The organism is Niabella aurantiaca DSM 17617, assembly GCF_000374125.1.
Classification (GTDB): domain Bacteria; phylum Bacteroidota; class Bacteroidia; order Chitinophagales; family Chitinophagaceae; genus Niabella; species Niabella aurantiaca.
The window spans coordinates 25,889-38,560 of sequence record NZ_KB893634.1 but is presented as its reverse complement, the minus strand read 5'-3'; the positions used below and the strand labels follow the sequence as shown (position 1 = coordinate 38,560).

Below are 12,672 nucleotides of genomic sequence, written 5' to 3'. Positions count from 1 at the left end.
TGGGTATGTTTGACGGTTTGGGAGAGTATTTAAAAGCGCGGGCCATCTGCACGGGCGCCACGGATGAGCAGGTCTATAATTCCATCATGAATTACTGGACATGGGTCTCACCGCAACCCAATGCCCGCGCGCATCTGCGGCATTACCGGCGGGGCGGCGGAAGGGACTATACAGAACCGCAACTGGCGGCTTTATTCCATTCAAATCCCAGGATCCGGACAAAGGTATTCGATGCCATCGGCCGGCAGCTCCGGGCCCGGCCACACAACGATTCCGGAAGCATTATCGGAAGGGGTGTTGATGATGGAAATCCGCCCCCGGTCGGCCAGGAGGATTATGATTCAGAAGACTGGCTGAATGCAAATGGCAATATTGATGAAGTGCACTGGCGGTTGACGAATGATTACAACCCTTATGACAACCGGGAAACCGGCGACCGGGCCTACCTGCTGCGGGCGCAGCGGAGGGGAACTGTTTTTTTGATGCAGATACAGGTAGCCATCCGCGACCCCTATACCTGGCATCCGCATGAGCAGCGGCCTACCCAGTGCATTCATCAGGCAATGGAGCGGCTGAAGACCTCCGGAGCCGCAGATTATATCACCACCGGCACTGCGGTCCTTTCCATGCCCTCCGTTTATTTGCCGGCATGGATGTAATGGTGCGCGGCAGAGCGACTTCCGTATTTGGAAAAACAAAAATAAAATACCGATCATGACAGACGAATTCGGCGAACAGCAATTTGGTGGTGGCCGGCAGCCGGTGGAAACGGTTGCCGACATTGCTCCCAACCGGACGCTCATCGCAGGCCGGTTTACTGCAACCGTTCCGGTGAAGCCGGCAGTGGTGCAGGGCCTGCAGCAACTGGAAATGGTCTTTGCCCATTACCAGCCGGAAGTGACGGTAGTCCTGGAAGAAGCAGACGGCAGTAGGATCCAGGAAACGCTGCACCTCAGGGCCCTGGAGGATTTTGCACCGGATATGGCCGGCCTGCAGAGCCGTGTTTTAAAACGCGGCACTTTTCAGACGGAAGAATATTTAGAGGCTGCCCGCATGCTGCAGACGAACGAACCATTAAAGCAGGCATTGGGGGCGGCAGCAACGCGCAGCGAATTACAGGCAACGATCAAAAAGATGATCGCTGCACTGGAACCCTATTTATAAAGAAACTAAAAACAATTGTATGTCATTTTATGCAATACTAAAGATCTCGGGCAAAACATATAACGTGCTGAGCGCCGCCTATGACTTTAAAAAGTCCGCGGACCAGTACGGGAAGCCGAAAGTAGGTACAGACGGGGGGCTCATCAGTCTTACCGTTGAATCTTCCCTGGATACCATGTTTATCAAATGGATGTTTTCCCCGACGATGACACAGGAGGGCGAAATTATCTTTATGAAGCGGGACACAAAAGCGGCAATGCGCCGGGTACAGTTCTCCAACGGGTATTGCCTCCACTACTCGGAAACCTTTACGGGCTCGGGAGAGAATCCGATGACGATCGGCCTGCTCATTTCCTGCAGCAAGATCGAGATCGATGGGGAGGTCTTTGATAAATCCAGGTTCTGGGGAAATACCGGCGCAGGCGCTTCGGGATCCGGCGCACCGGCCGGCGCGGACAGCAGTGCTTCCGGCGGCAACGTTCATTCCTTTATACCGGATTAATAAATGACCGGTAAACACCTGTTATGACGGGAAATACAGACCATACCGCAGCTATCGTGCCGGCAAACGATCTTGCCGGAGCATCGTTGTTTCAAAAGGAAATGATCCTGCTTCTTGCTTCTTTTATCGAGGGATCCGGGTACCTGGATCCGGACCGGAAGGCACAGAAGGATCTGTTTCTGGAAGAAGCTGGTTTTGAAGAAGAACGTACCCGCCTGCTGGCCCGTTTGCGGATCTGGGAGACCATACTGGACACCGGTACAGCGGTGGACGGAATGATCCTGTATTGCGAAAGAATGGCAGCGGAACAGCAGGTGCGCCACCAGCAAAATCTGAAAACGATCCTGGGGGCCACGCGTAAGCTGGAATGTATGTACCGTTCGGTACACGCCTTTTTTGCGAATACCGAAAAAGACCGGGTTCCCAATGTGTCTTTTGTAAATGCGGACCTGGGGGAGCTGAAAGATACCGATGATCCGTTGCTGACCGATTTTGTGCGCGAGGAATTCAAAAAGAACTACGACCGCCTTGATCTTCGTGACCATTACAGCCTGCTGGTGATCCCCGGATACCTGGGCAGCAGGGCAGCGGTAGAGGTATGGGCAAAGCTGGCACATGAAAATAAAGTGATGCTGATCACGGATTTTGAACACCTGGATGAGCCGGATGATGTGATGGAACTTTTTGAACGGGTACATCACGCCGGAGGCGAAAAGTTTTTGTCCAGTGTAATGATGACCTGTAACTGGCTGATAGCAAGAGGCGGCTATACGCAAGCTGGTGAGGAGGAGGATCTGTACATGCCACCTTCTGCGGCGCTGGCGGGAAAACTTTATGCAACCTTAATGAGCCAGGTAGCTGCGGGAAAGAAGTTTGGCATCCTTAAAGACGTAACCGGTGTGGCTTTTGAGCTGAAGAAAAGTGAGATCGCTCACCTGGAAAAAATGAGCCTGATCCCGATGGTAAAGGAACAGGGGCGGGTTATCGCCTTTTCCGCAAAGACCTTGTTCAACGGGGAGAATATGGGGCTCCAAACCTATTCCGTGGTACGGGTGTTTGATTATGTAACCAAAGTATTGATCGATTTCCTGAACAGGAGGGCCTTTGAGAATTTTAACGCCAATACAAGAAGGGAGCTGATGACGCAGATCGTGTTGTTCCTCGACAGCATTTCTGGCCCCCGCAAGCTGGTGGAGAACTTTACGATCCGGAGGTTTGAGCAGGACGCCATCAAAAAAGACAATATCCACCTGGATATTTATATGAAGCCCTATTTTCCTGCAAAAAATTTTCTGATCAAAATGGAAGGGCAAAAAAATGATGAAGGCAATACCTGGGATACGGATTATGATGATCCGTAGGTCCCGTGAAACCAGGTTCCAAATTTCAAGTATCAAATTCCGAATTTCAGACTTCAATATTCAAGCCATGTACAGCCCCGGCTATTTTAAAAAATGTTTCCTGATCGCACTGTGCTGCGCTTTTTACCATGCGCATGCAAGCTCCCAGAATATTAACGGGGAGAAGATCATTGTTGGCCGCGAAAGCATCACCATCATTAACTTTCCGGATAAAGTGGTGAATATAAATTTTTCTGATGAGGCGGCCTATGACTATTATGTGCCCAAAAGGAGGGAAGAAAAATCGATCTCCATCCAGTTTAACAAAGAAAAGGAGAGCGGGCCTACCACCGGCTTGCTGGTGAATGAGGGAGGGCGCAGCCATATGTTCCGGCTGTTATTCGATTCCTCTTACGATATCAATGATGACAGCCGCCCTCCCCTTTGGTATGATCATTCCAACCTAAAAGAGCTGAAAGCCTTTGTAAAGGATCAGAAAGAGCAAACAGAAACTGCCTCGGGGGATGAACTGGCAAAAGAAAAACAGCGGCAGAAAGAAGCAGGGGCTTCCCGCCGGGCAGAAGCACTGGCTGCGCAGCAAAAAGCGGAGGAAGACGCAGTGGCAAAGGCACCAGCCGCTTCATCCGGAGAAAATGCTGCGGAACAGCAGCAAAAGAAAGCGGCGTTGGAAGAAGCGCGCAGGGAGGCCCGGGAGCAGGAGCGGCAATTGGAGCTGGCATCGGAAAAGGCTGCTGCTGCCCAAAAGGCGGCAGACGAGCAGGCCCGGAAAGAAGCCGAAGCGCTGGCGCAGCAAAAAATGCAGGATGAAAAAAGGCAAAAAGAGCTAAAGGAAAAGAAAGACGCCGAAGCATTGGCAAAAGCGCAGCAGGAAGCACAGGAAAAGGAAAAACGGCGGCAGGCGCTTTTGGCAAAAAAGAGAAAGGAGGAAGAGGAAAAGCATAAAAAAATAGTGGAAGAGCTTGCAAAAAAAGAAGCTGCCCGTAAAGAAGCGCAGGAGCGCCTGGCGAAGCTTGAGGCGGAGAACAAAAAGAAGGCAGCGGATAAAGCCTATTCGGAAGCGGGGTTATGGCAGCGGTATGGTAAGAAAGGCATCGATCTGTACAATTTTCCAAGGAACCAGGTGCCTACCGTAAATTCCGATTTTTATGTGGTACGGGATACGCTGAGAAATTTCAGGATCGCTGATTCCTTGTTGCATACAGACATCGCAGATAAGCTCAATATCATTGCCGATAAGCCGGTCAATAAAGCGGTGACGATTTCCCTGGAAAATATTGTGTTTAAAGATGTGCACACCTATTATAAATTAAAGATAGCGAACAATACGGATGAGGATTTTCTGATGGGCAGAACATATATGTACTGGTACGATGCTGCCGAGCAGGCGAAGATGATGGTAAAAGGGAGCTATGTGACATATATCGGGTTTTTTCCGCTGGTCCGTCCACACACTGTACAGTATGTGGTTTTTGTAACACGGTCGCCCAATGTAACGGATAAGGAAAGCCTGGTATTGTTTGTAGACGAGCGGAGAAAGGATAAAGGAACTGCCAGCATCGTGATCACCGGCGCTGCCTATAATGGGGAGCTGGCCAGGGTGCAGACGACGGTTGGGGCGGCTGTTTCCTCAAAGCGGGAACGGAGCGATCCGGAAATCAAAAAAAAGAGCAAAAGGAAACTGAAATAACCGGGTGGATAAAAGACCGGGATCCTGTATGACATAAAGACCCCTTTATGTATTGCCCCAATAAACCTTAAAGATGTTGCACGTGTACAGGAAATATATGATCGCAGTGTTGGCTGCCGTTTTTTTTCCGTATTGCGGGTACGCCCAGCATATTGTTTCGTTCTGCGGAGAACCCGTTCCTATGGATCAGCAGTTTATCCAGGATAAGCTGATCAATACCATCAGGAAGCAGGTGAATGTTGTCAATTTTCCCGCGCTGCGCAAACGGGCTTTTGCATATTTTCCACTGGTGGAGCGGTATCTGGCGGCCTATGGCCTGCACCGGGATCTGAAATACCTCCCGATCGTGGAGAGTGGTTTTTTAACGGCGGAAGAATCGGCAGTGGGTGCGAAGGGAATCTGGCAGATCATGCCTGCAACCGCCAGGAGCTATGGGCTGGTGATTAACGAAGCCCGGGACGAACGGGAGAATTTTGACAAGGCCACGCGCATGGCCTGCACGCTGATAAAGGATAATTATAATATGCTGATCCGGTTTGTTGGCAGAACAAACTGGCCACTGACCATCGCGGCGTATAATTTTGGCATTGGAAATATTGTAAAAGCGGTCAGGGCGCAGGGATATAATTATTTTACGATGAAGCTGAATCCGGAAACCGCACTATACGTGTATAAGATTATTGCGGTAAAGGAATTATTTGAATACCCGGAGCTGTATAACTCAAAATTTGGGTATAATATTTTTAATCCCAGGACCGGTCCCAAAAACATGCCTGACCAAAAGGACCTTAAGGTGGTGAATGACCCGGATGTGTTGACGGAAATAGAAAAAGAGGTTGCAAAAAACGCCGGCAAAAAAGAGCCGGTGGTGCGGGAAGAATATGTTATGGCGCATGTAGAAGGGAAGATCAAAAATTTCCAGGATGGCGATATTGTAGATGTAGTGCTGGATGAGGACCTGCAGACCGCCCGGAAGGGTCTTTCGTACAAGGGGTACAAATTTGGCGTGCAGGGATGGATCATTGATGACCGGGTATTTTTCAAGCTGGGGTATGATCACGACGTAACCTTGCTGGACACCAACAAGGAAAAAGGAATATTGCTGACCGACCTGCTTTCGCAAAAACGGATCGATGTTCTGCTGAAAAACCTGGTGTATGAAAAATGAGCCGGTCGGTTTTGCATCTTCTTTTCATCCGGGATCCGCTCCGGGCCGGGAACAGGGCAAAAAAGTGGCTGCATCAAAAGTCTTTATTTGTCTTGCCGAACTTGTTTCGGCATCTGAAGATAGTTATCAGTTAATAGATTCTGAAACAAGTTCAGAACGACAATACGTTTTAAACGACTTTTGATCCAGCTTCCTTATATCCTGGGGGTGGTGATCCTGTTATTTTTTCATTACAAAACTTTCCATGAATTTGGTATTGAAATTTCCATTGCGGAAATCTTCATGCTGCATTAATTGCAAATGGAAAGGAATGGTTGTTTTAATGCCTTCGATCACGTATTCGCTCAGCGCGCGGTACATGGTATTGATGGCTTCGTCGCGCGTGCGCGCTACCGTGATCAGTTTCCCGATCATAGAGTCGTAATAGGGAGGAATGGTATAACCCGCGTACACGTGACTGTCTACCCGTACGCCATGACCCCCGGGAACATGGAGGTTAGTGATCTTGCCGGGAGAAGGGCGGAAATCATTATATGGGTCTTCCGCATTGATGCGGCATTCGATGGCATGCATCTGTGGCAGATAGTCGGCTCCCGAAACTTTTTCACCCATGGCAATTTTGATCTGTTCCTTGATCAGGTCAAAATTGATCACTTCTTCGGTAACACAATGCTCTACCTGGATACGGGTATTCATCTCCATAAAATAGAAGTTCCGGTGTTTGTCTACCAGGAACTCGATGGTTCCCACACTTTCGTAACCAATGGCTCCGGCCGCTTTTTTTGCAGCTTCGCCCATTGCATGCCGCAGTTCTTCGGTCATGAACGGAGAGGGAGATTCCTCTACCAGTTTCTGGTGCCGGCGCTGGATAGAGCAGTCGCGCTCACTAAGATGGCAAATGGTGCCATACTGGTCGCCGGCTACCTGTATTTCTATGTGACGGGGCTCTTCCACGAATTTCTCCATGTAGATCCCGTCGTTTTTAAAGGAGGCGGCGGCTTCTGCTTTTGCGGTATCATAAGCCCGTTCTATTTCTGCTTCTTCCCAAACAATGCGCATTCCTTTTCCGCCACCGCCGGCTGTTGCTTTCAAAATAACCGGGTAACCGATCTCCTTGGCAACGCCTTTGGCGTGATCGAGGCTCTGCAAAAGGCCTTCGCCTCCGGGAACCACCGGTACGCCGGCTTTGATCATGGTTTCCTTTGCGGTAACCTTATCGCCCATTTTATTGATCATTTCGGCTGTAGGGCCGATAAACTTGATGCCGTTTTCGTTACAAATATTCGCGAACTTGGCATTTTCTGCAAGAAATCCATATCCCGGGTGCACTGCATCTGCGTTGGTGATTTCCACCGCTGCCATGATATTGGGTACATTCAGGTAGGAATCTACACTGGCCGGTCTTCCGATACAAACCGCTTCATCCGCAAATTTAACATGCAGGCTTTCACTGTCTGCAGTAGAATAGACCGCTACGGTCTGGATGCCCATCTCTCTGCAGGTACGGATCACACGCAGCGCAATTTCCCCTCTGTTTGCGATTAATATTTTTTTAAACATGTTTCTAATTTGATAATTTGAAAATATGCCAATTTGAAAATAAGAAACCAATTAAAACATTTTGAAAACAGTTCTCCGTTTTCAAATCTTCAAATTGGTTGATTATCAAATTAAATTATGGTTCTACTAAAAACAATGGCTGATCAAATTCAACTGGCGAGGCGTCATCTACCAGTACTTTGACGACCTTTCCGCTTACTTCGGCCTCTATTTCATTAAAGAGTTTCATGGCTTCGATTACACAAATAACCTTGCCGGGAGCCAGCACATCACCTTCTTCCACAAAATTTGGTTTGTCGGGGGCCGGTTTCCGGTAAAAAGTACCGATCATCGGGCTCTTGATCGTAATGGTATTAGAGGGCGCTTCTGTTGTTTGGGAAGCGGGCACAGGAGCTGAAGGTGCTGTTTGTGTGGGCAATGCAGCTGGCACCTGGGCTTGCTGCAGTTGCACCGGAGCAGCGGCCACTACCTGGGTTACCTGTTCTTCCTTTTGGCGGATACAGATTTTGAAATCTTTTTGCTCAATGCTCAATTCACCGATATTGGATTTGTTAATCATTTTGATTAACTCCTGGATTTGCTTAAAGTCCATATTCTTCAAGATTTAAAATAGTTTGGAGTCAGATTTGCCCTGCTTTTTACTAATAGAGAATCAATAAAAAAAGAGAAAAGCTAAGGTAAAGAATTCGGTAGCATTTTCTTTAATATTTTGGGAAAACACTACAATTTATACGAAAAATGGCTTAAGATCGTTTGATTTAAGCCATTTTTCAGGGTTATTTTGATTTATTCTTTTACACGTTCCACGTACTCGCCCGTCTTGGTATTTACCCGGATCAACTCCCCTTCATTTACAAAAAGCGGTACACTAACGGTAGCTCCGGTTTCAACGGTTGCAGGTTTCAGTGTACGGGTCGCAGTATCGCCTTTTAAGCCCGGCTCGGTATAGGTAACCAGCATCACGATTTTATCCGGAAGCTCCACACTTACGGGAAGCTCGGTTTCCGTATTCATGGCAATTGCAACTTCCTGTCCTTCTTTCAGGAATTGGGGAGCGTCGATCAGGTTTTCTGCAACGCTCATTTGTTCAAAAGTGGTATTGTCCATGAAATTGTAGCCCGTTTCGTCCTGGTACAGATATTGATACGCCCGCTTTTCAACCCGGACAGGGAAGATCGTATCGCCAGAATTCCATGTTTTTTCAATCGTACGGGTGTTGTCCACACCTTTTAACTTAGCCCAAACCTTAGCTGCAGCACGTGCAGTTTTGTTCTCGCCAAATTCCACTACTGAATAAAGGTTGCCATCGAGCTTTAAGATCATGCCGCGGCTGATGTCTGCTGTATTTGCCATGTAATTTTTTTTGAGGCGGCAAAGATAGCTGTTGCAGACAAGTTCTCAAACAGCCCGGGTGAAAAATATCAAATGAAAGAGAAAAGTAAATTAATAATTTATATATTATGTTATAATATATGTGATATAAATTACCATAAATTAACTATTTATTATAGATTTACTCATTTTATATTGTAAATTGTTCTATGTTTTATTAATTTATGTCATTTTTTATTAAAATAGTTAATATTAATATAATATTATATGTATATGAAACTGCATTATCTCCGTTATGATAAATGCTAAAATAGCAGACTACCGGGAGCAGCTGTCTTTGGAAAACCACAAACTATTTTAGGAAAAATTAAAATTTTATTGAATGAGAAAAATCCTGTTGCTCACAAAAACAATTTTCATATCAGGTGTATTATTGGCCCAGGACCAGGCCCCAAATGAACCAGGGGAGAAAGGGACCTTGCAGGTTAACGGTTCGGTAGATGCCTATTACCGTTTTAATTTGAACCACGCAAAGTCTGTTCAGCAAACAAATAACTTTACCAGTTTTACCAATACGCACAATTCGTTTGAGTTGGGTATGGCGTCATTAAAAGCAAGCTATACCAAAGGCAGGGCCGGTGTTGTGGTGGACCTGGGCTTTGGAACGCGGGCAAAGGAGTTTTCTTACAATGAAAGCGGCGTTGCACAAGCCATCAAACAGGCTTATATTACCTATGCTCTTACCGATGCCGTCAGGTTATCTGCAGGAAAATGGGGCACGCATCTGGGTTATGAACTGCTGGACCCGCAGCTTAACCGGAATTACAGCATGAGCTATATGTTCTCCTATGGGCCCTTTTCACATACAGGTCTGAAAGCAGATTTTACATTGGGCAAGGGTTTTGGTGTGATGGCCGGTGTTGCCAATCCCACGGATTATCTTTCGGCACCCTGGAACAAGAAATTCATCATCGGGCAGGTTAGCAAGACATCAGAGAACGTAAATGTTTATTTAAACTATGTGGGAGGAAAGGACACCGCCGGCATTGCATCGAACCAGCTGGGGTTAACGGCTTCGGCAAAGATCAGCGACCTGTTTTCATTGGGGTATGACGGTACGGTAAAAATGGTAAAACCGGAAGACGGGTCTTCTCAAAGCTGGTGGGGATCCGCGTTGTATGTGAACATTGATCCTTCTGAAAAATTTGGGATCACGCTGCGCGGCGAATATTTTGACGACAGCAAAGGGGTGATCACCAACCCGGATGGCAGCGCTTTACTGGGCACTTCAGTTGTGCAGGGGACGCTCTCCTTTAATATTAAGCCGGCCAGCGGGCTGACGATCATTCCTGAGTTCCGGATCGACAATGCAAAAGCCCCTGTTTTTATAAAAAATTCGGGCGACGGAACCCGGAGCACCGGCTCCTTTCTGCTCGCTGCCGTATATGCTTTCTAACGATACCATTACTGCTGGTAAAGCCCCGCTGCGTGCGGGGTTTACCTTTTTCAAGGATGGTTGGACCAATGTGCGGGATCCCTCATGGCTTTCTTCATCTTAAGATAAAGGCCGGAACAAATGCTCCGGCCTTTATTGCTGTATGCAGCGTTTGTTCTTCAGACATTGTTTTTTTCAAAATCAAAGCTATTTTGCTCCTGTGCTGCACGGAATGCTACCGGATCTCCAAAAGGGCCCAGGTACCGGGCGCTGCCAAATCCGAGGATCGGATAAAATACAAAGCTTAGCAAAACCAGGCCAACGGTAAATCCTTCGTCTTTGCCAAAACTTTTGGAAAGCATGTTGGCCGTCCAGATACTGAAAACAATGTTGACCAGCGGGATCAGCATCAGTAGGATCCACCAACTGGGTTTCCCAACGATTTTCAGCAGGATGTAGAGGTTGTAGATGGGGATGATGGCGGCCCAACCCGGCTGCCCTGCCTTTTCGAAAATTTTCCACAGGGCAATGATCATAATTACAATTACGATAAGATAACAGGCAATAAGGCCCGTGGGAATACTTGGCTGTTCGTACATAGTAGTCTGTTTTTAAGTTTAAAATGATTTAGATACACAAGATATTAAAAAATAACAGGTCCTCAGGATTTTAGGGGGTATAACATTTTTATTCCGGGGCGGCGCGTAAAGATCCCGCAACTGACCGCCCTGATTCGTGTCCTCACGGATCAGAGAAATGTTATGCCCCGAATTTTACCGGTAAGTTCTATGCATATTTTCCTGCCCTGCTCCTTCCTGGCATCTTTTTAAAAAAGGGTCTAAACAGACACCGAACAATTGATCCATTCGCCGTCAAAATGGGCATTGTATTTTTTGTAAAAATTAATGGCCGGTTCGTTCCAGTCCAGCACCTGCCAGCAGATGCGTTTGAATCCCTTTTCTTTTGCTTCTTTAAACAGCTGGTCAAACAGCCGGGCACCGATCTTATGGCCCCGCATTTGTTCGGTAACAAGAATGTCCTCCAGGTACATGGCCTGTCCCTTCCAGGTGGAAAAGCGGATATAATAAAGGGCAAAAGCTACAATGCCTGTCTCTGTTTCCGCTACAAATGCCCACCAGACAGGGTTCGGGCCAAACCCGCTTTCAGTAAAGTGTTCCAGCGAAACGGTCACTTCCTGCGGTGCTTTTTCATAGCTGGCCAGCTCCTGTACCAGTTCCAGTATCCGCCGGCAGTCGGCCGCTACGGCTCTTCGAATTTTTATTTCCATGATCGCAAATTAGGATATTTTTAATTGGCGTATTTGCAATACGATCACATCCAGGTTGGTAATGGACAGCAGTCCGGGAAGGTTTTTGCATATCCGGGAAATCAATGAGAAAAATGTGCCTACGGATTACGCAGAATAGCAGAGATGGAAAATGTCTCTAACGATTCATGAGGGGCAGACCTATGCAAAAAGACAATAGCATCATCAGTGAATGGTCTGTGTACATATGGGCAATCCGTTAGAAAAATATACTCAAAGACGGGGAATACCTCCGGTTTATTCACAAACGGTTTATAGGGTCTATCCGCGAAAGCAACGGTTCTGTTATCTTTGCAGCATTCATGTCTGGCCTGATACGATATCTTACTGCCGGCTTTTTATGGCTGGTGATCCTGTCTGCAGCTTTTGCACCGGGTATCGTCCGGATGTATGAAGCGTCTGTGAAGAAAGCGCATATTGCCCTTGCGGCCAAGGCCGGGATGGAAAAAAGCGCCTGCGAAATAAAGGAGTTGCCACCTGAAAAAGAATTTATTGATAACAACAGTTTTCCCGCATTGCCGCAAAGAACTTCTCTTATAAAGGAGTTTTGTGCTTTCCGGCAGCCCTTTGTTCATCCGCTTTATGCCCGCATTCCCACGCCACCTCCGCGGCCCGCTGTCTAAATACCTTGTTTGCCGGGCTGTAGTCCCCGGAGATGTTATTTTAATTTCCTTTTAATGAATCAATGATCATGATGAACCGCAAAATTATTGTGCGTGCACTGGGTGCTTTTGTTTTTTCATGCGCGGCCTTTGTTGCCGATGCGCAAACATTGACCGATAAAGAGCTTAAAACCCGGGTAGCCGAAATTGAAAACCCGTTACAGAAGATTGTACAGCTGGAGCCGAAACAGTTCGAATACAGAGTAAAGGGTTATAAGTACCTGAAGCTGGGCGAAGGAGCGCGGTACGGCTTTATAGACGATAATATAAAAAGGGTTTTTCCCGGCCTTGTTAAAGAGAAAAAAGTGTCCTATATGTTTGGCAAAAACGCCTACAGGGATGCAAAATTGAACACTATCGATGAAACGGGCCTGATCCCAGTGCTGGTGGCGGCTATCAAACAGCAGCAGGAAGAGATCGAACTGCTGAAGGCGGAGTTAATGAAGCTCAAAAAAGAAACAGCCGGCAAATGAT

15 protein-coding genes are annotated in these 12,672 nt (G+C 47.3%); 10 read left to right on the top strand and 5 right to left on the bottom strand.

Features of this window, described 5'->3' with window-relative positions; genetic code table 11:
* The first annotated feature begins 5 nt into the window (after positions 1–5).
* From B160_RS0113005 to B160_RS31670, 7 genes are all read left to right on the top strand, one after another.
* Entirely contained in the window at positions 6–659 is a 654-nt protein-coding gene (locus tag B160_RS0113005; RefSeq protein ID WP_018628358.1) for a hypothetical protein, read from the top strand.
* Between the two features lie 55 nt (positions 660–714).
* Positions 715–1,164 (top strand): hypothetical protein, encoded by a 450-nt coding sequence (locus B160_RS29070; RefSeq protein ID WP_018628357.1) that lies wholly within the window; start codon positions 715–717, stop codon positions 1,162–1,164.
* 19 nt (positions 1,165–1,183) lie between these two features.
* Complete coding sequence (gene tssD / locus B160_RS29065) at positions 1,184–1,666, top strand: type VI secretion system tube protein TssD (RefSeq protein ID WP_018628356.1); 483 nt, start codon at positions 1,184–1,186, stop codon at positions 1,664–1,666.
* A 23-nt stretch (positions 1,667–1,689) separates the two neighbouring features.
* A complete protein-coding gene (locus B160_RS0112990; protein WP_018628355.1) occupies positions 1,690–3,027 on the top strand; it encodes a hypothetical protein in 1,338 nt (445 codons plus the stop codon).
* Between the two features lie 67 nt (positions 3,028–3,094).
* Positions 3,095–4,714 carry a cell envelope integrity TolA family protein gene (locus tag B160_RS29060; RefSeq protein WP_018628354.1) on the top strand — a complete coding sequence of 540 codons (1,620 nt, stop codon included), beginning with the start codon at positions 3,095–3,097 and terminating at the stop codon, positions 4,712–4,714.
* A gap of 97 nt (positions 4,715–4,811) precedes the next feature.
* Positions 4,812–5,882, top strand: a complete 1,071-nt coding sequence (locus B160_RS30660; protein ID WP_169540057.1) for a lytic transglycosylase domain-containing protein — start codon at positions 4,812–4,814, stop codon at positions 5,880–5,882.
* Positions 5,872–6,066 (top strand): hypothetical protein, encoded by a 195-nt coding sequence (locus B160_RS31670; RefSeq protein ID WP_018628352.1) that lies wholly within the window; start codon positions 5,872–5,874, stop codon positions 6,064–6,066. The genes B160_RS30660 and B160_RS31670 overlap by 11 nt, the downstream gene beginning before the upstream one ends.
* 35 nt (positions 6,067–6,101) lie before the next feature.
* Here B160_RS31670 and accC read toward each other — a convergent pair whose 3' ends face one another.
* From accC to efp, 3 genes are all read right to left on the bottom strand, one after another.
* Positions 6,102–7,442, bottom strand: coding sequence for an acetyl-CoA carboxylase biotin carboxylase subunit (accC, locus tag B160_RS0112970; RefSeq protein WP_018628351.1), 1,341 nt, complete (start codon positions 7,440–7,442; stop codon positions 6,102–6,104).
* A gap of 115 nt (positions 7,443–7,557) precedes the next feature.
* A complete protein-coding gene (gene accB, locus B160_RS0112965) occupies positions 7,558–8,034 on the bottom strand; it encodes an acetyl-CoA carboxylase biotin carboxyl carrier protein (protein ID WP_018628350.1) in 477 nt (158 codons plus the stop codon).
* A 194-nt stretch (positions 8,035–8,228) separates the two neighbouring features.
* Positions 8,229–8,795 carry an elongation factor P gene (gene efp, locus B160_RS0112960; protein WP_018628349.1) on the bottom strand — a complete coding sequence of 189 codons (567 nt, stop codon included), beginning with the start codon at positions 8,793–8,795 and terminating at the stop codon, positions 8,229–8,231.
* Between the two features lie 361 nt (positions 8,796–9,156).
* Between efp and B160_RS0112955 the strand changes: the two genes are divergently transcribed.
* Positions 9,157–10,230, top strand: a complete 1,074-nt coding sequence (locus B160_RS0112955; protein ID WP_018628348.1) for a porin — start codon at positions 9,157–9,159, stop codon at positions 10,228–10,230.
* Positions 10,231–10,388: 158 nt separating this feature from the next.
* Here B160_RS0112955 and B160_RS29050 read toward each other — a convergent pair whose 3' ends face one another.
* Together B160_RS29050 and B160_RS0112945 are read right to left on the bottom strand one after the other, a co-directional pair.
* The gene (locus tag B160_RS29050; protein WP_018628347.1) at positions 10,389–10,808 is read right to left on the bottom strand and encodes a DUF5684 domain-containing protein; all 420 of its coding nucleotides are present in this window, start codon (positions 10,806–10,808) and stop codon (positions 10,389–10,391) included.
* A 239-nt stretch (positions 10,809–11,047) separates the two neighbouring features.
* A complete protein-coding gene (locus B160_RS0112945) occupies positions 11,048–11,497 on the bottom strand; it encodes a GNAT family N-acetyltransferase (RefSeq protein ID WP_018628346.1) in 450 nt (149 codons plus the stop codon).
* Between the two features lie 341 nt (positions 11,498–11,838).
* Between B160_RS0112945 and B160_RS0112940 the strand changes: the two genes are divergently transcribed.
* Complete coding sequence (locus B160_RS0112940; RefSeq protein ID WP_018628345.1) at positions 11,839–12,159, top strand: hypothetical protein; 321 nt, start codon at positions 11,839–11,841, stop codon at positions 12,157–12,159.
* Positions 12,160–12,227: 68 nt separating this feature from the next.
* Positions 12,228–12,671, top strand: a complete 444-nt coding sequence (locus B160_RS0112935; protein ID WP_026309738.1) for a tail fiber domain-containing protein — start codon at positions 12,228–12,230, stop codon at positions 12,669–12,671.
* The last annotated feature ends 1 nt before the right edge of the window (position 12,672 follow it).